Source organism: Syntrophales bacterium, from assembly GCA_035363115.1.
Lineage (GTDB): Bacteria > Desulfobacterota > Syntrophia > Syntrophales > PHBD01 > PHBD01.
This window is the reverse complement of sequence record DAOSEM010000008.1, coordinates 43,414-60,053: the sequence shown is the minus strand read 5'-3', so window position 1 is coordinate 60,053 and position 16,640 is coordinate 43,414. Positions and strand designations below refer to the sequence as shown.

The window sequence follows — 16,640 nt, the reverse complement described above, 5'->3', positions numbered from 1 at the left end:
TTGAGCGGGCTGTTCAAAAATGCCCGGATGCAAGGCGCCCGAAGTCCTGAGCCATGAGTCGTACCTTTTCGTACGTCGAATGGCTCAGGATGAGGGGAACGAAGCAGACGGGTATTTTTCAACGGCCCGCCGAAGGAATCCCCATGGAGAGCCAGCCTATCATCGGCCTCAACATGTCCGTCCTCGAGCAGGAAGGGGCGGACGTCCTCCGGGTCCACCTGGACTATCCGGATGCCGTCGCGGACGCCGGCGGCCGGCCCATCCTCCTTCCGCCGGCGGAGGACCCGGCCTTCCTGCGGGAGGTCCTGCCGATGCTGGACGGAGTTCTCTTCATCGGCGGCGCCGACTACGATCCGGGACATTACGGCGGGCACAGGCAGCCGCCGGAGGAGCTCGTCGCGCCCCGGCGTGACCGCTTCGACCTGGAGCTGGCCCGGCGGGTCCTGGAAGACACGGACCTTCCTGTCCTCGGCATCTGCGGCGGCTGCCAGCTCCTCTGGATCGCCTGCGGGGGCGGCCTCGTCCAGGACATCCGGACCGAATGGGCGGTCCCCGGCGGCGGCCCGCCGCTTCCCCACACAGGAAAAGACCGTACCGGGATCGATCCGGGCCCGTATCGCCATGACGTTCTCCTCACTCCGAACAGCCTCGCCGCCGCCGGTGTCGGGAATCCTTCCGGCAACAGGGTCGAGACCAACTCATTCCACCACCAGGCGGCCGACCCGGCCCGCCCGGCTCGCCGCCTTATCGTATCGGGGAAGTCGGAGGACGGTATCGTGGAGGCCGTGGAGCCCGGTCCCGACACGGACTGGGAGCGGTCGGGACGGTTCGTCCTCGGCGTCCAGTGGCACCCGGAGCGGATGCGGGACGAGGAGCCCCAGCGGCGGCTCTTCGAGGCCCTCGTTGCGGCGGCCCGGATCCGGAAGGCGCGGGCGCGGGGCGGGCGGTAGCATGCCAGGATCCGTCCACGCAGGCAGGCAGCGGAACTTCACACGCCGGGAGACACGACTCGTCCCATGATGAACCGCCTCCGCATCGCCCAGGTCTATTTCTCCCCCCGGATGCTCCTGATGCTCGTCCTGGGATTCGCGTCAGGGATGCCCCTGGCGCTCTCGGGAGGAACGCTCACGGCCTGGATGGTAGCGGAGGGCATCGACATCCGGACCATCGGCGTCTTTTCCCTGACGGGCCTTCCCTACGCCTTCAAGTTCCTCTGGTCCCCCCTGATGGACCGGTACGTCCCGCCCTTCCTGGGCCGGCGGCGGGGCTGGATGCTGGTCACCCAGATCCTCCTGGTCGTCACCCTGGCCGCCCTGGGCTTCTTCAATCCCTCGTCGAACCTGCCCCTGGTCGCCCTCCTGGCGGTGGCCATCGCCTTCTTCAGCGCCAGCCAGGACATCGTCCTGGACGCCTACCGGACGGAGTACCTTTCTCCACAAGAACGGGGCGCCGGCGCCGGCGTCTGGATCATGGGATACCGGATCGCCATTCTGGTCAGCGGAGCGGCGGCCCTGATCCTCTCGGACCACCTCCCCTGGCGGACCGTCTATGTCCTCATGGGCGGCCTCATGACCATCGGCTGCATCGCCACGCTGATCGCCCCGGAGCCCCGGCCGGAAGACCGGGAAGGACGGGCCGTCGTCCCGCCCGCGAGCCTGCGGGAAGCGGTGGTGAACCCTCTCGTGGAATTCTTCCGGAGGCCCGGATCGCTGGAAATCCTGCTCTTCGTCGTCCTCTACAAGATCGGCGACGTGGCGGCGGCCCAGATGACGACGCCCTTCATCCTGCAGCACGTGGGATTCTCCCGGACCGAGCTGGGGGCCGTCTACAAGGGGCTCGGCATGGTGGCCACCATCGCCGGGACGCTCGCCGGGGGTGCCTTGATGATCCGCTGGACTCTGCAACGTTCTTTATTCGTCTTCGGCATCCTGCAGGGGGTCTCGACCCTCTCCTTCATCCTGCTGGAGTTCACGGGCCGGCAGATCTGGGCACTGGGAGTCGTCATCGGCATCGAGAACATCACCAGCGGCATGGGCACGGCGGCCTATACGGCCCTCCTGATGGGCCTGTGCAACACCCGGTTCACCGCCACCCAGTACGCCCTCCTGAGCAGCCTGATGGCCGTGAGCCGCTACGTAACCGGCGCCCCGACGGGATACCTGGCCGCGGCTGTCGGCTGGCCCGCCTTCTTCACCGTATGCACCCTCTTGGCCGCCCCCGGCCTTCTCCTGCTCCTGCGCTACCGGCGCTGGGGCGTCAACTCCGAGCCGGACGCAGGTCTTCCTCCCGGCAACTGATTGCCGGATTTCTTCCGCTGATTTCCTATGGGATAGAAAGAATGAAATTGGGGGAAGTGTCCCTATTTTTTGGACAGGTCTTCCCGGGCGATGAGGGCGGCCCCGAGGGCACCGGTGAGCTGGCAGGAAGGCGCGATCCGGATCTCCGTCCTGAGCTCCTTCTCCAGGGCCAGGACGACGCCCCGGTTCTTCGCCACGCCGCCGGTGAGGACCACCGGCGGGCGGACGCCGAGACGGGAGACGAGCCCCGCAACGCGCTTCGCCACAGACTGGTGGATTCCCGCCAGGACATCCGGCACGGGCTCCCCTCGGGAGAGGTGGGAGATCACCTCCGACTCGGCGAAGACCGTACAGATGCTGCTGATGGAGACCGTGCGGGCGCTGGTCTCCGACACCTCCGCGAGCCTCTCAACCTCCAGCCCCAGGACCCGCGCCATCACCTCCAGGAATCTCCCCGTCCCGGCGGCACACTTGTCGTTCATGACGAAATTCCGGACAAAGCCCCGGTCCGGATCCACCTCGATGGCCTTCACGTCCTGGCCGCCGATGTCGATGATCGTCCGGGCCTCCGGCATCCGGTGGAGCACCCCCCGGGCGTGGCAGGTGATCTCGCTGACCTGCCGGTCGGCCCCCTGCCAGGTAACCCGTCCGTAGCCGGTGGCGACCGTTCGCGCCACGTCCCCCGGCGCGATTCCCGCCAGCCTGAGGGCCTCGTGAAGCGCCCGCTCCGGCCCGGTCGTTCCCGTTCCCACCGGAACGACGGCCTGCCCGGCCACCTCCCCGTTGTCTCCCAGGATGACCGCCTTCGACGAGGCGGAGCCAATGTCGATGCCCAGCGTATGCATTCAGATCATCTCCGCAAAAGACTGAAGACGGGTCCGGGCCTGCTCCAGGGACATCCGCGGCTCCACCTCCAGGTGGAGAACGGGAACGCCCGCGGCGTCAAGCTCCTTCCGGTAGAGGGGATAGTCCATCTCCTCGGGATCGCAGAACTGTATCATCAGGACGACGAGGCCCCGGGCCCCGGAATTCCGCACGAGGTCCAGGAGGATCCGGTTTCTCTCCTTTCCCGGATCGAAGGCCAGGGAACAGCCCTCGACGAGGGACCAGCGGCGGGCGAGGCGCTCCAGGGGATCGCCCCCGTCGGGCACGTCGGTCCGGAAGGCCCTGGATTCCTGGGCCAGGTCGTCCGCCGAGATTTCCAGGCCGACCTCTTCAAACAGATCGAGGAGGCCCTCCGGCTCCGCCATGATCCCCGTCACAACGACCCGCTTCCCGGCCCCGGACTCTTCCGGCAGCGACTTCAGGAGGCCCGTCAGCTCACCGACGAGAGCGCCATGGTCCGCCTTGTCCATGTAATAGGCGCTTTTCGCCACGGCGTGCCGGACACGGGGAGAGACGAGGGACGGATGCCGGGGCGCTTCCTCGAGGAAAGCCCGCATGGCCCGGCGATGGTCGTTGAAGACCCCGATGGCCCGGTCGAGGTCCGCCGCCGTGACCTCCCGCCCGGCAATCTCCGCCAGCCGGTCCCGGACCCTTTCGTACTCCGCCCGGAGATAGGCCACCCCCTCGGGAGTCCTGCGGTTCTGCGGGTGGACCACCGGCACGAAGGGGATGCCCGGCCGGGCGGCCCGGAAATTCTGGCCGAAGAAGGTCAGGCTCTCGCAGAGGGCCGGAACGATCATGGCGGCAAGGCCGTCGTAGACACCCCGGAGCGCCAGGTCCAGGGTCGACTTCACCAGGGGACAGGCGAAGGGCGGAAAATAGTGGCCCGCCATGGACGCATCCGCCGTCCCACCCCAGACGCCCACGGGAAGCATCCCCGCGGCATGAACGATCTCCTCGGGGGCGTAATAGGGCAGGACGCCGACCAGGGGCTTCCCCTTCTCCCGCTTCAATCTCTCTGCGGCCTCGCCGGGACGGGCGGCCACGGCGGCCAGCCCGGTCAGGATGGCCCGGATCCGATTCTCTCCGCTCATCGCTCCGACTCCTCCCGGGCCTCCATCATCTCGACGAGGGCCTGGATCCTCGTGTCGAACTGGGCGGCGACAAAGACCCGCGGGTCCGCCTGGTCCCCGTCGAAGGTGATGTAGGGCACGCCGGTCTCGGCGAAGACCCGGCGCTGCGCCTCGTAGGTCGTGAAGTCCATGACCTTGCAGCTCCGGTTCATGTGATAGACCGCACCGTCGCAGCGGCCCTGCCGGATGATCTCGACCCGCTTCTCCACCGCCTTCTCCAGGCTCATGTTGTTCGCGATGGAGGCGTAGGCCCGGGCCATGCCGTCCAGGTCGCCCGTCTCGTACTGGACGGCCCAGCCATCGGGGTAGTTGGAGCCGGTGATGTTGATGCCGTAAGAGCGGAAGGCCTTCGCCGTATGGGCGAGCTGCGGCCAGCAGGCGATGCCGTCGAACATGATCCGGAACTTCTCCGCGGCGTCCCGGAACGGCCCCTCGCCCCGGGCGATTTTTCCCTCCATCTCCCGGATCCACAGGCGGAGGACCTCCGTCGTCTCGGCGCGCCCCCGCATGAAGACCATCAGCGTCAGATAGTTGTAAAAGTCGAAGCCGTTCGCCGGCGACGGAACGTGGCCCACGAGCTCGAAGGCCCGCTTCCACAGCCGGGCGTTCTCCCGGGAGATCTCCATCACCCGGCGGAACCGTTCCCGGTCGAACGGGCGGCCCGTCAGGTCCTCCAGCCGGCCGACGAGGCGGTCGAACTGGGCCCGGATGTACCGCACCCGCGCCTCGTCCACGGCGCCCTCGGGGTTGTAGGGCATGTCGATCATGAACAGCGGCACCCCCAGCTCCTTCGCGAGGTTCTCGTACCACTTGACGATCATGGTGCAGTAGTTGTTGCAGCAGACCACGAAATCCGGGACCGGAGCCGGCGGCACGTCGTCGTCTCCCCGTGCCCCCTCCAGGAGGTAGCCGAAGTTGACCCGCATGTACCCGCAGACGTCGGCGTGATAGCCGTATCCCTCGGCCCGCTCCAGGAACCCGAGGGCCCGTTTCCGGGCCGAGATGACCGCCGAGTGGTTCTCCGGATAGACGAGGGGCAGGTCCATGGTCTCGAAGAACTCCTGGGGCACGATGGCCGTGGACCAGCCGACAGGCTTTCCGACGGCCTTGGCCGCCGCGGCGTCGGCGTAGACCTTCCGTGCATAGTGGTCCAGGAGCTGTTTGGAAGTGACGTTCCCGCTCATTCTTCAGCCTTTTCTTTCCGGACGGCCCGGCCTCCAGAGCGGGTGGTCCTTTTCATCCCGATCCTTTGCACCGTTCACTCCTGTTCCGGAATTGCAACATACAGCCGGGCTCCCTCGTGGAGGGCGCCCTCCAGGCCGATGACGAATCCGTTTTCGTCCCGGACCGCCGTGTCGCCGTCGAGCGCCGGCCGGTACAGGTCGCCTCCGGCGGCGATCATGGCGTGCTTCACCGTCAAACCCCGAAATACCGTCACGGGGCGGTCGTTCACGAAGACCTCGATTCGCTCCTTTTCCATGCCTTCCCCTCCCCGCCGCCTGCGCCAGGCAGCGAACCTCGATCCGGCTGCGGCGGAAGCCGCTCAGATTCCCCGGACCTCGATGCGTCCCTCGATCCGGGGCCGGACGGGGGAGTTCTTTTTCATGTAAGCCGTCGCGACGTCCCGGAGGTCGTCTCCGTAGGCGATGTTCTTCCCCTCCCGGAACCCGGTGAACTCGTCTCCCCCCGCCGCCAGGAAGTCGTTCGTGACGACCCGGTACGTCTCTTCCGCGGCGAGGGGCCGGCTGCCGATCTCGACGCCCACAATCCGCTGTCCCGCGGGCCGCGCCAGGTCCGCCGTCACCCGGAGTCCCGAGACCTGAAGGCATCCGTGGCTCCCGCGGGCGCTCTCCTCCAGGATCTGCAGCACTTGCCGCCCCGTCAGGTCCATGGAGACCAGGAGGTTGTCGAAGGGCAGGAGGGTGTAGAGCTGCTCCAGCGTGACGGCCCCCCGGGGGATGTCCGTCCGGATGCCGCCGCTGTTCATCAGGGCGATGTCGGCCTTGGCGGCCTCCCGCATGGCGTCGGCGACCAGGTCGCCCAGATTCGACTCGCCCCGGGAATTCCGCGTCAGGTCGACCTCCGTTGATCCCACGACGGCGGCGAAGCGGTCCCGGATCCGGTCGTCGTAGGACGCCACGATCGCGGCAATCGCCGGATCAAAGGAATCCTTCGGCCCGGAATAGACGGCCTTCAGCTCGCCCTTTTTCGTGAAGCCCGTGATCCGGCCTTCCTCCGGATCCACCTGCAGTTCGAGAACACCCAGGTACTGGCCGTAGCATCCCGCCTGGACGATCACTGTCTTCCCCACCACGACGGGATTCATGACGGCGGTGTGGCTGTGGCCACCGACGATGACGTCGATGCCCGCCACCTCCCCGGCTGTTTTCCGGTCCTGATCGAGGCCGCAGTGGGAAAGGACGACGACGAGGCGGGCGCCTTCCGCCCGGACCTGCCGGATCAGCCCCGGCAGGACGTCCTTCGGCTCCCGGAACGTCAGGCCCGCCACATTCCGGGGATTCGTCGTCCAGGCCGTCTCGGGGGTCGTGATCCCGATGACGGCGATCCGGATCCCCTTCCGTTCCGTGATGATCCAGGGATTCACGCCCGGCAGCACCTTTCCCTGCCCGTCGACGATGTTCGCCGCGAGCCAGGGGGTGCGGGCCGCCGTCCGGAGTTTCTGCAGGGTGTCCAGCCCCCAGTCGAATTCGTGGTTGCCGACGGCCATGGCGTCAAAGGCCAGGGCGTTCATGATCTCCGTCACGGGCGCCCCCCGGAAGACATTGGAGACCGGCGTCCCCTGGAACATGTCGCCTCCCGAGAGGAGCAGCGTCCCCTGCGGATTTTTCGCCCGCATGTGCTCGATCATCTGCGCCAGCCAGGCGGCCCCGCCGACAGGCCGCTCGGGGTCTACCGTCTTGACGATGCCGGGCAGGATGTGGCCGTGGGTGTCGTTGACGTGAAGGATGGTGATGGCGACGGACGGACGGGTGCCCGCCGTCGCAGCAGGATGGAAGACGGCGGTCAGGCAGAGAAGAAGGAACAGGAGCAGGGCCGTCCCGGGAAAAGAACGGATCCCGCCGGTTCCCCGTGCCGGTTTCTTCGAATTCATGGAACCTCCCTTGGAATCGACGTTTCTCAAGCCCGGCATGGCCGGCCGGTCGAACCTTTCACAGGACGATCCGGACGGCCGGATGGTTTTTCAGCATCTCGTAAAGGCTCGTCCGGACCGTCTCGTCGGCCACGGTCAGCTCGACGTTCAGGCAGCAGTACCGGCCGGTGGCGCTTGTGTTGGAGAGCGCCACGGTATGGGGTAGATCCTGGACCACCTGTGTCACCGCCTCCCGGAGGGCCGCCTCGTCGGGGCCGATGACCTTGTAGACCCATTGGCAGGGATACTCGATGACGGGCTTCCGGGGCTCTGCACTCATATCGAACCGTTCCTTTCTCCCGGACAGGCATGATTCCTGTCCGCCGGCCCCTTATCGCATGAACGGCGGTTGTTGGGAAGGGCCGGAATCGCTTCTTGACAGGCCCGGACATGCGCGATACAAATACCTGAAAGTGCGATACGGGAGGTATGAATCATGCCGATCAGTCTCAGGATTCCCCCCGAGCGGGAGGCGATGATCAGCGAAGCGGCCCGGAAGGAAGGGAAGACGAAGACGGCCTTCATCCTGGAGGCCATCGATGAAAAGCTGGGGATTCGCCGGGAGCGCGCCGCCAGGATCCGGAGCTTTGCCGGCTGGATGACCCGCGAGGAAGCTGACGATCTCCGGAAAGCAACGGAGACGTTCGAGCAGATCCGCGAGGGAGACTGGGAATGAAGCTCGTACTGGACACGAACGCCTACTCGGACTTCTCCGAGGGCCGCCCGGAGGTCGTGGACCTGATGGCGCAGAACGCCGACAGCCTCTTCCTTCCGACTGTTGTGATCGGCGAACTGATGTACGGATTCCGGAAGGGGAAACGGCAGAAGCGTAACGATGAAATGCTCGCCCGGTTCATCCGTGAATTCGACGTAACGGTTCTTCCCGTGGATATCGACACGGCCGGGCACTACGCCGCGCTTTACCTCGCTCTCTCCACCCGAGGAACCCCGATCCCCATCAACGACGTCTGGATCGCCGCCTGCTGCCGGAACATCGGAGGCACGCTCCTGACACGGGACCGACACTTCGAAGCGATTCCGGAGATCGAGAAGATTCTGGTTGCCTGAGATTCTGCTCGTTTTTTTAATGAACAGCGGAGCATCCTGGCCGAAGCGGCCATCGGGAAAAAGCGGACCATGGTCTGGCTTTAAAGGTCAGATTGAGGATAAATCACGCTCCGGCATGGAGACCATGTCTCGACCAAAGGACTTTTAATCCGTTGGTTTCGCTTCAATCCACGCCCCCGCACGAGGGGCGACGGCAAAAGCATCACCGACTTCAAGACCGTCGAGGAGTTTCAATCCACGCCCCCCGCACGGGGGGCGACGTAGTCAAGGCCCGCCCTCAGCTACAGTCAATCGTTTCAATCCACGCCCCCGCACGGGGGGCGACCCCCTCGCCGATTATCTCCAGGGCGGCCATCGCCTGTTTCAATCCACGCCCCCGCACGGGGGGCGACAGGGGTAGACCTCTGGTTCCGGCTCTCCGTCTGGGTTTCAATCCACGCCCCCGCACGGGGGGCGACACGATCCGGACACCAAGGATTTTAATGATGCCGTCGTTTCAATCCACGCCCCCGCACGGGGGGCGACTCACGCTTTTCTTCTCATGAGAACGGTATGCGGTGTTTCAATCCACGCCCCCGCACGGGGGGCGACTCAATTCTCAAAAAAGTCGAAAAAAGGCACCACGTTTCAATCCACGCCCCCGCACGGGGGGCGACAGACTTCCTCCACGAGGCGATCGCGAACTACGCGTTTCAATCCACGCCCCCGCACGGGGGGCGACGCCGGTTCCGGCAATATATTCATGGTATCGTCGGTTTCAATCCACGCCCCCGCACGGGGGGCGACATCTACAACGAGCTGTCCCTGGGGATGATCGGCCAGTTTCAATCCACGCCCCCGCACGGGGGGCGACTCCCTTTTCCTTGAGCTTCCGCACAGTCTTGTCGACGTTTCAATCCACGCCCCCGCACGGGGGGCGACTGGACAACTCCCGGGGGGACGACATCACGGTCCAGTTTCAATCCACGCCCCCGCACGGGGGGCGACCCACGAAAGCAGCGAACGAAGCCCGGTGGAACCTGTTTCAATCCACGCCCCCGCACGGGGGGCGACGAAAGAGGACGAACGCCCCCCAAGGTTCCTATCTGTTTCAATCCACGCCCCCGCACGGGGGGCGACGTTTCTGTGTCCACTGTGCGGTCAGAAATGCGACGTTTCAATCCACGCCCCCGCACGGGGGGCGACGGTTTCCAATGATGCACTTTGATGGACTGGATGGTTTCAATCCACGCCCCCGCACGGGGGGCGACTCCCCACAAGCGCGATCACCGCATGGTTGGCACCGGTTTCAATCCACGCCCCCGCACGGGGGGCGACCTGGAGGTGATTCTGGAGGATTACGAGCCCGACACGTTTCAATCCACGCCCCCGCACGGGGGGCGACCATCCGACGAATTATCAAGGTGTCTTTATGGAACGTTTCAATCCACGCCCCCGCACGGGGGGCGACCAAGGGGCCGGCTATCGCTGGCGGTCCCGCCGTGTTTCAATCCACGCCCCCGCACGGGGGGCGACGATATTAGCGATGTAGCCTTTATGGATACATCAAGTTTCAATCCACGCCCCCGCACGGGGGGCGACATCATCCCGACGATGACGGCCTCGACGGTCAGGAAGTTTCAATCCACGCCCCCGCACGGGGGGCGACCATTCGTGATGCCCATGGTCGATGTGTCCGCACAGTTTCAATCCACGCCCCCGCACGGGGGGCGACGGCTTCTCAACCTTCCCGCCAAGCTCACGCCACAGTTTCAATCCACGCCCCCGCACGGGGGGCGACTCTGGGGGCAATACACGGGATGCCTTCTGCCGGCGTTTCAATCCACGCCCCCGCACGGGGGGCGACCCGGTTCTTTGTCGAATACATCCGGGCCAGGCGCGTTTCAATCCACGCCCCCGCACGGGGGGCGACGGTAGTTTGGTCGGAATCCGCTTTCCCGGGTTTGTTTCAATCCACGCCCCCGCACGGGGGGCGACCTGAATCCGTCGTGGGTTAAGATCGAGGTCGGCATGTTTCAATCCACGCCCCCGCACGGGGGGCGACTTCACTGACTTCCCAGATCACGTCGGGGATGGCTGTTTCAATCCACGCCCCCGCACGGGGGGCGACTTATGCGTCCTTCACACTTGGACTGGACGCGATCGTTTCAATCCACGCCCCCGCACGGGGGGCGACCCGAGCCCGGCTTGCGACCGGCGATGTGTGGTGTTTCAATCCACGCCCCCGCACGGGGGGCGACCGTTTCGGAGATCCCCCATGTCTGTGATTGACACGTTTCAATCCACGCCCCCGCACGGGGGGCGACCCAAGCGATCACTGCACAATAGGCAACAATACAGTTTCAATCCACGCCCCCGCACGGGGGGCGACCCCTTGTGCGCCTTGATGATCATTCCGTCATAGGGTTTCAATCCACGCCCCCGCACGGGGGGCGACCTCGGCAACCCTGATGGTAGGGGCGATGATCAGGTTTCAATCCACGCCCCCGCACGGGGGGCGACATTCTGTGTCTCGTTGGTCGACCCCTTGCGATATCGTTTCAATCCACGCCCCCGCACGGGGGGCGACTGGGCATGTGTGTCATGGGCCGGGACATCGAGACGTTTCAATCCACGCCCCCGCACGGGGGGCGACGACGCTGGCGGGATTCCTGTTCAACCGATGGATGGTTTCAATCCACGCCCCCGCACGGGGGGCGACCCGGCGTGATTCCGAAATCCGTCACCCCCGTTCAGTTTCAATCCACGCCCCCGCACGGGGGGCGACGGTTAAGGATCAGGTAACCGGCACACAGGCCGAGGTTTCAATCCACGCCCCCGCACGGGGGGCGACAGATGTCCAGGTTCCAACCACGCCCGCTTACCGTTTCAATCCACGCCCCCGCACGGGGGGCGACGTGGCAGTTCTTTTGACTGGCTTGGGGATCGGCAAGTTTCAATCCACGCCCCCGCACGGGGGGCGACTATGCGACCCCGAAACTTCACTATCCGTTCGATAAGTTTCAATCCACGCCCCCGCACGGGGGGCGACCTCGCTTTCCGGCGACGCTGAAAGGCTGACAGGGGTTTCAATCCACGCCCCCGCACGGGGGGCGACGGATGGACAGTGCCCGCCGCTCGCCGCGGCGCAGTTTCAATCCACGCCCCCGCACGGGGGGCGACCACTTCCTGGACGTGACAGGTTTTCTCTTTCTTGTTTCAATCCACGCCCCCGCACGGGGGGCGACCTCGCTTTCCGGCGACGCTGAAAGGCTGACAGGGGTTTCAATCCACGCCCCCGCACGGGGGGCGACGGATGGACAGTGCCCGCCGCTCGCCGCGGCGCAGTTTCAATCCACGCCCCCGCACGGGGGGCGACCACTTCCTGGACGTGACAGGTTTTCTCTTTCTTGTTTCAATCCACGCCCCCGCACGGGGGGCGACAATCTGCTTGGCAACGGGATCACCCGCATTCTTGGTTTCAATCCACGCCCCCGCACGGGGGGCGACCATATCTTGCCATTGTCCATGTCGATAGCAATCATGTTTCAATCCACGCCCCCGCACGGGGGGCGACCAGGCCCAGTCGTCGGGCATGTGCTTCATCCACGGTTTCAATCCACGCCCCCGCACGGGGGGCGACAGTATATCTGCAACTATCTGCATCCACTCTGTTAATCGGCACACTTTCGCGAACGTGTCCCAATCCAAACTTTCAGCGATATTCTGTTTTCAAAGAACAACCCATAACAACCAATATATCGAATACTTACAATGCTCGCGAAGCTCCTGGTAAAACATGCCCGCTTCCGGTTCGCGGAAAGGTTCACACAATCAAAGGGCCTTCCTGGTCGATGGATTTCTTGGCACCGATGTGCTCCACCCGCCGCCGCCAATTGGATCCCAGGAAATAAAACCGCAGACTGTCCTCCTTCGGTTCGATCTCGTCGATCAACTCCTGCCGGAAAAGTGCCCACTGAGCCGGGTCCACGATACACTCGAAGACAGAATATTGAACCCGCTGGCCATGATTCCGGCATATCTTCGCCACCCGACGGAGGCGACGGGCACCCGCACCCGCAACATCAGCGACATCGTAGCTCACTACGACAAACATGATCCCTCCTGCCTTTCATCCGATGTCATGAGCGATCACTTCCAGATGAAGGGCGGATATCCATCCAGGTCCCCCCTCAGATAACGCGCCAGGAGAAGCGCCTGGACATGAAACAGCAACCCGATCGTCACTTTCTCTCCCAGGAACGGATGAAGGATCTCCTCCTGTTTCCGCTCCTGATAAGAAACGATGACCGTCTTCCGGGTTTCGTCATCCATAAGCACTGCCCCTGTCTCAGCTTTTCGGAAACCCCTGCCTTGTACTTTCCTCAGATTGATCAACGAAAGGGCAAGCCGGTCCGCCAGAAAAGGCCGGAACTCCTCCATCAGGTCGAGAGCGAGGCCCGGCCGCCCCGGGCGATCCCGATGGAGAAAACCGACGGCCGGATCCAATCCCACTCCCTCCAGTGCAGATCGGACATCATGCATGACCATGGTATAGACAAACGAGAGAAGAGCGTTGACGTTGTCCAGAGGCGGCCTGCGATTCCGATCGCTGAACGTGAACGATTCCTTTTGCGCGACGATCAGATGACTGAAGACGTCAAAATAAGCCCTGGCTGCATCTCCCTCGATCCCACGGACTGCATCAAGAGCCTGACCGTTACCGAGTGATGCGACACTGTTCCCAAGGTGGCTCACCACACGCTCCAAAGCGGCTCTGTCCACTTTCTCCCCGTGGTCCCGCAGAGTTCTCTGGATGACGGTCCGGCTGTTGGCTATTTTCCCCGCCACAATCGATCCGGCGATGTCGGCGGAGAATTTTAAATCATCCGCCCGCCGATACTGCTCGCGGCGCAGCAGGACATTTCCCGATACAGGCCCCTGTACCCTGGCCAGGAATCGTCCCTGTTCGGAGAGATAGCTGATCCCGACGCCGTTTTGCGCGCAAAAACCCATTAGGAACGGGCTCAGTGAGATATTGCCGAAGCAGACGATTCCCCCCAGGGTGTGAACGGGCAGACGCAGGCGAACCTCCTTGTCCACCTTGACGGCAATCGTCTCCCCCTCCTTGGCGAGATAGGCGCCCTGGGTGGTAACAAACAACGTGTTGAGATGTTTTTTCATGGCTCCGCCAGCATTCTCGACAAATATTTCTTCACCGATCGGCCTCTCCGGATGGATTTCGGCAAGCAGTCCGCCACGAGCGAGCAGCTATCACACTTCTTCGAATATTCCGGAGGCGGCGTCCGTCCGGAAGAAACCAATTCGTGTGTGCGACGCGCCGCTTCCTCCGTTTCCAACCGCAGTGCTCCGTCGAACGCGACATCAAGACGACGCCTGGTCCGGCCATAGAAGATCGCTCCTGCAGGGATGGAAACACCCAGCATCTCTTCCAGGCAGAGCGCCTGGGCGCAAAGCTGGACCTTGTCGCAGTCGTCCGGTTTGGGTTTTCCCCGTTTGTATTCCACGGGAAATGGCCGCCAGGAACCATCCTCCCGGCGATGAAATTCCACGACGTCGGCTTTTCCAATGAGGCCCAGCCGAAGCGAGCGAAGGGGAACCCCGTGTTCGATCCTCACGTCACCACGGGATTCCCTCCCCTCCTCGTGGACATGCTCGTGCATGATCCGTCCTTCGACGGTGAAGCGGTTCTCTGTCCACATCTGCTCAATGTGAATGAGAGCGCACTGGCGGGGACAGTACGCATAGTGCTGCAAGGCAGAGATCATAAGCAGATTGTCCTGCGCTTCGTCCGTCATTTCTTTCTGCCCTTGTTCCTGGAATCTTCGATCCGCCTGACTTCGCGAATAGCTTTCAGGCAATCACGCTCAACAATGGAAGGTTCGTTTATCCTTTCCCGCTGATAACGCTCATACTCTGCGGCTGCCTTCTCAATCGCTTCGTCATGGCTGATCGTGCCTCCATCCGTCAGAATGTCCCGCCCGCTGATTTTCAGGAAATCGTCCAGTTTCTCCAGCCAGTCCCGCATATGCATGGGCCTGCGATTCAAAGCCTGTAATTCCGCGAAATCCAGGTACATGCTGACAATCCGGTTCAGGATGTCCAATTCATTTTCATTCAAGTAATTCTTGGCAATGATAGCATCCGCTTTCCGTGGGGTGCTTCCCAGCCAAGACGTCAGGCCCATGAACGGCTTGTCCGCATCCGCCCGGCCGTGAATCACCTCCGCCGCCGTCTGACCATGGGCTGCCCAGTGCATCTTGTTCTGAACGGAGGCAAAGAACTGCCTGGAAAGTTCAGTGTTTGGCTCATAGTCAATGCTGGTGGCATAGATATCCAGGATCTTGCGCCAGAAGATTTTCTCCGAAGAGCGGATATCCCGGATACGGGCAAGCAGTTCGTCGAAGTAAGCACCGCCTCCCGCCTGCTTGAGGCGGTCATCATCAAGGGTAAAACCTTTTACGATGAATTCCCGGAGGCGTTGCGTGGCCCAGATGCGGAACTGCGTGCCGCGAAGGGACTTTACCCGATATCCAACGGAAATGATCACATCCAGATTATAATGGGAGGTGTCGTATTGCTTCCCGTCGGTAGCAGTTATCCGGAAATTCCGGATAACTGAACCCGGAGAAAGCTCCCCCTCCGTGAAAATGTGCTTAATGTGCTCATTGATGGTCCGAACATCCTTCTGGAATAACTCAGCCATAAGCCGTTGGGTTAGCCAAACGGTATCATCTTTAAGGCGCACCTCAACCTTGGTTTCACCATCCTCCGTCTGATACAGAATCAACTCACCTGTCGAAGGTGGTTCTCTCTTTCTTTTCATGTGTGTCGCCTTTCAAAGGCTCGTTGTTCATCGACGAAAATAGTTACTACAGTCTCACACCTTGACATCCAATGTCATACCGGTGGGCAGTCGGGTTTCATCAATCACAATTTCATAATCCCCAAATGCTCTTGCCGGCTTTGATGGATCCGTTTTTCGCCTAACCTGCACGAGTTCGAAAAGTCTGTGAGCCGGAGCCTTGCCAAGGGCGGTATCATGTTTGAAAACGATCAAACCACGGGTGGACATCAGCCCCCGGGCGGCAGACCGGTCATGCTCGAACATATTCGTCAGCGCATTCCAGAGTTTCTCCAGGTCCTCCTCGGAGAACTTCGTCTGAGCGGCAAGATGTGTCGAAACACAGTCATGGGCTATTGCGTTTCAAAAACCATCAATCTCTTCCGGTTTTAAACCTTCTAAGTTTTTTAGAGTGAAACTTCCATCAGGATTGACAGAAACCGTTTTATGTACTTTAGCTGAAGAATGTTGTCCGGCCTTACAGTTATGTTCCCACCAGATAACTTTCCTTACAGCCATGCTTCCTTCAGGACGCGCTGCTGAGGCATCATTTTCAAAAAGCTTTGGTAGGATGGTTTTGATCACATCCGCATCTTCATCGGAAAAACCAGTCCGTTCGGCAAGCTGTGGGTTCATGCTCCCGAATGTTACATAGATGACTTCCTTTCCGATGCGATGCTTCATTCCCATTTGGTCAGGTTGCCTTTTTATTCCATCACCTTCAAGGCTCGTAGATTTAATAATCTGTTCTGATATAATATTGCCGTTTATATCTTCTATACTAAAAGCAGGATGTATTGTAACAGGGCCTCTTATTCCTATTGAGCTACCAGTTGCACTTTCACCACTTTCTGAACTATCTTTAGACTCTCCTTTTTTTCTTTTCTTGTCAGACCCCTTAAAAGGGAAAATTTGACCGAAAGATCTAACATCAAACCATGTCTCACAGGCTTTATTTCGCATTGCTGATGTATTTTCTATATTACCAAGTACAGATTCTGCCCGCTTTCTAAGATTTGGATAGCCATCTATTTTATTGTCATCCGACTGTACAAATATTATTTCTCCTTTTTCAAGCAATCTATCCCGAATTTTCCTTTTTAAACAGACATCTGAGATCTCACCAAAGCCATCATAATCAGTTCGTGGACGATTGCCGTTTAAAGGATCGCCATTAGGGTTGGCATTCTTCACACTCATGATAACAGCAAAATCGATCTTTTTGCTTAAAGTCGCCATGATCGTTCCTCCTTTGCATTGTA

16 protein-coding genes and 1 CRISPR repeat array are annotated in these 16,640 nt (G+C 61.8%); of the genes, 4 read left to right on the top strand and 12 right to left on the bottom strand.

Annotation, left to right across the window (positions count from 1 at the left end; translation table 11 throughout):
- Window positions 1–143: 143 nt before the first annotated feature.
- Window positions 144–950 carry a gamma-glutamyl-gamma-aminobutyrate hydrolase family protein gene (locus PLO63_14215; GenBank protein HOI75295.1) on the top strand — a complete coding sequence of 269 codons (807 nt, stop codon included), beginning with the start codon at window positions 144–146 and terminating at the stop codon, window positions 948–950.
- Between the two features lie 66 nt (window positions 951–1,016).
- Window positions 1,017–2,297: an MFS transporter gene (locus PLO63_14210; protein HOI75294.1), complete on the top strand. Its 1,281-nt coding sequence runs from the start codon at window positions 1,017–1,019 to the stop codon at window positions 2,295–2,297.
- A 62-nt stretch (window positions 2,298–2,359) separates the two neighbouring features.
- Here the strand turns inward: PLO63_14210 and PLO63_14205 are convergent, their stop codons facing one another.
- The 6 genes from PLO63_14205 to PLO63_14180 all read right to left on the bottom strand — a co-directional run bounded on the left by PLO63_14205 (window position 2,360) and on the right by PLO63_14180 (window position 7,746).
- Window positions 2,360–3,142 (bottom strand): acyl-CoA dehydratase activase, encoded by a 783-nt coding sequence (locus tag PLO63_14205; GenBank protein ID HOI75293.1) that lies wholly within the window; start codon window positions 3,140–3,142, stop codon window positions 2,360–2,362.
- Entirely contained in the window at window positions 3,143–4,276 is a 1,134-nt protein-coding gene (locus tag PLO63_14200) for a 2-hydroxyacyl-CoA dehydratase family protein (GenBank protein ID HOI75292.1), read from the bottom strand.
- Window positions 4,273–5,499: a 2-hydroxyacyl-CoA dehydratase family protein gene (locus PLO63_14195; protein ID HOI75291.1), complete on the bottom strand. Its 1,227-nt coding sequence runs from the start codon at window positions 5,497–5,499 to the stop codon at window positions 4,273–4,275. The genes PLO63_14200 and PLO63_14195 overlap by 4 nt, the downstream gene beginning before the upstream one ends.
- A gap of 74 nt (window positions 5,500–5,573) precedes the next feature.
- Window positions 5,574–5,795 carry a hypothetical protein gene (locus PLO63_14190; protein ID HOI75290.1) on the bottom strand — a complete coding sequence of 74 codons (222 nt, stop codon included), beginning with the start codon at window positions 5,793–5,795 and terminating at the stop codon, window positions 5,574–5,576.
- A gap of 63 nt (window positions 5,796–5,858) precedes the next feature.
- The gene (locus tag PLO63_14185) at window positions 5,859–7,427 is read right to left on the bottom strand and encodes a bifunctional UDP-sugar hydrolase/5'-nucleotidase (protein HOI75289.1); all 1,569 of its coding nucleotides are present in this window, start codon (window positions 7,425–7,427) and stop codon (window positions 5,859–5,861) included.
- A gap of 58 nt (window positions 7,428–7,485) precedes the next feature.
- Complete coding sequence (locus PLO63_14180) at window positions 7,486–7,746, bottom strand: DUF493 domain-containing protein (protein ID HOI75288.1); 261 nt, start codon at window positions 7,744–7,746, stop codon at window positions 7,486–7,488.
- Window positions 7,747–7,902: 156 nt separating this feature from the next.
- On the opposite strand from PLO63_14180, the gene PLO63_14175 reads away from it, so the two are divergent.
- Together PLO63_14175 and PLO63_14170 are read left to right on the top strand one after the other, a co-directional pair.
- Window positions 7,903–8,142, top strand: coding sequence for a DUF1778 domain-containing protein (locus PLO63_14175; GenBank protein ID HOI75287.1), 240 nt, complete (start codon window positions 7,903–7,905; stop codon window positions 8,140–8,142).
- Window positions 8,139–8,534 carry a type II toxin-antitoxin system VapC family toxin gene (locus PLO63_14170; GenBank protein HOI75286.1) on the top strand — a complete coding sequence of 132 codons (396 nt, stop codon included), beginning with the start codon at window positions 8,139–8,141 and terminating at the stop codon, window positions 8,532–8,534. The genes PLO63_14175 and PLO63_14170 overlap by 4 nt, the downstream gene beginning before the upstream one ends.
- A gap of 160 nt (window positions 8,535–8,694) precedes the next feature.
- Window positions 8,695–12,156: a CRISPR direct-repeat array (repeat unit 32 nt; unit sequence GTTTCAATCCACGCCCCCGCACGGGGGGCGAC).
- A gap of 183 nt (window positions 12,157–12,339) precedes the next feature.
- Here the strand turns inward: PLO63_14170 and cas2 are convergent.
- Genes cas2 through cas7c form a run of 6 tightly spaced genes read right to left on the bottom strand, consistent with a single transcriptional unit; the run spans window position 12,340 to window position 16,617 of the window.
- On the bottom strand, window positions 12,340–12,630 hold the full coding sequence (gene cas2 / locus PLO63_14165; protein ID HOI75285.1) for a CRISPR-associated endonuclease Cas2: 291 nt from the start codon (window positions 12,628–12,630) through the stop codon (window positions 12,340–12,342).
- A 35-nt stretch (window positions 12,631–12,665) separates the two neighbouring features.
- Window positions 12,666–13,697, bottom strand: a complete 1,032-nt coding sequence (gene cas1c / locus PLO63_14160; protein HOI75284.1) for a type I-C CRISPR-associated endonuclease Cas1c — start codon at window positions 13,695–13,697, stop codon at window positions 12,666–12,668.
- Window positions 13,694–14,332 carry a CRISPR-associated protein Cas4 gene (gene cas4, locus PLO63_14155; GenBank protein HOI75283.1) on the bottom strand — a complete coding sequence of 213 codons (639 nt, stop codon included), beginning with the start codon at window positions 14,330–14,332 and terminating at the stop codon, window positions 13,694–13,696. The genes cas1c and cas4 overlap by 4 nt, the downstream gene beginning before the upstream one ends.
- Window positions 14,329–15,360 carry a virulence RhuM family protein gene (locus PLO63_14150; GenBank protein HOI75282.1) on the bottom strand — a complete coding sequence of 344 codons (1,032 nt, stop codon included), beginning with the start codon at window positions 15,358–15,360 and terminating at the stop codon, window positions 14,329–14,331. The genes cas4 and PLO63_14150 overlap by 4 nt, the downstream gene beginning before the upstream one ends.
- Before the next feature lie 54 nt (window positions 15,361–15,414).
- Window positions 15,415–15,735: a type I CRISPR-associated protein Cas7 gene (locus PLO63_14145; GenBank protein HOI75281.1), complete on the bottom strand. Its 321-nt coding sequence runs from the start codon at window positions 15,733–15,735 to the stop codon at window positions 15,415–15,417.
- A 6-nt stretch (window positions 15,736–15,741) separates the two neighbouring features.
- On the bottom strand, window positions 15,742–16,617 hold the full coding sequence (gene cas7c, locus PLO63_14140) for a type I-C CRISPR-associated protein Cas7/Csd2 (GenBank protein HOI75280.1): 876 nt from the start codon (window positions 16,615–16,617) through the stop codon (window positions 15,742–15,744).
- Window positions 16,618–16,640 lie beyond the last annotated feature (23 nt).

What these genes read in the sequence shown, in the direction of transcription:
- cas4 (HOI75283.1), bottom strand. Translation starts at nt 14,332, where the DNA reads ATGACGGACGAAGCGCAGGACAATCTGCTTATGATCTCTGCCTTGCAG.
- PLO63_14170 (HOI75286.1), top strand. Translation starts at nt 8,139, where the DNA reads ATGAAGCTCGTACTGGACACGAACGCCTACTCGGACTTCTCCGAGGGC.
- PLO63_14205 (HOI75293.1), bottom strand. Translation starts at nt 3,142, where the DNA reads ATGCATACGCTGGGCATCGACATTGGCTCCGCCTCGTCGAAGGCGGTC.
- cas1c (HOI75284.1), bottom strand. Translation starts at nt 13,697, where the DNA reads ATGAAAAAACATCTCAACACGTTGTTTGTTACCACCCAGGGCGCCTAT.
- PLO63_14150 (HOI75282.1), bottom strand. Translation starts at nt 15,360, where the DNA reads ATGAAAAGAAAGAGAGAACCACCTTCGACAGGTGAGTTGATTCTGTAT.
- PLO63_14185 (HOI75289.1), bottom strand. Translation starts at nt 7,427, where the DNA reads ATGAATTCGAAGAAACCGGCACGGGGAACCGGCGGGATCCGTTCTTTT.
- PLO63_14200 (HOI75292.1), bottom strand. Translation starts at nt 4,276, where the DNA reads ATGAGCGGAGAGAATCGGATCCGGGCCATCCTGACCGGGCTGGCCGCC.
- cas2 (HOI75285.1), bottom strand. Translation starts at nt 12,630, where the DNA reads ATGTTTGTCGTAGTGAGCTACGATGTCGCTGATGTTGCGGGTGCGGGT.
- PLO63_14195 (HOI75291.1), bottom strand. Translation starts at nt 5,499, where the DNA reads ATGAGCGGGAACGTCACTTCCAAACAGCTCCTGGACCACTATGCACGG.
- PLO63_14215 (HOI75295.1), top strand. Translation starts at nt 144, where the DNA reads ATGGAGAGCCAGCCTATCATCGGCCTCAACATGTCCGTCCTCGAGCAG.
- cas7c (HOI75280.1), bottom strand. Translation starts at nt 16,617, where the DNA reads ATGGCGACTTTAAGCAAAAAGATCGATTTTGCTGTTATCATGAGTGTG.
- PLO63_14175 (HOI75287.1), top strand. Translation starts at nt 7,903, where the DNA reads ATGCCGATCAGTCTCAGGATTCCCCCCGAGCGGGAGGCGATGATCAGC.
- PLO63_14180 (HOI75288.1), bottom strand. Translation starts at nt 7,746, where the DNA reads ATGAGTGCAGAGCCCCGGAAGCCCGTCATCGAGTATCCCTGCCAATGG.
- PLO63_14190 (HOI75290.1), bottom strand. Translation starts at nt 5,795, where the DNA reads ATGGAAAAGGAGCGAATCGAGGTCTTCGTGAACGACCGCCCCGTGACG.
- PLO63_14210 (HOI75294.1), top strand. Translation starts at nt 1,017, where the DNA reads ATGATGAACCGCCTCCGCATCGCCCAGGTCTATTTCTCCCCCCGGATG.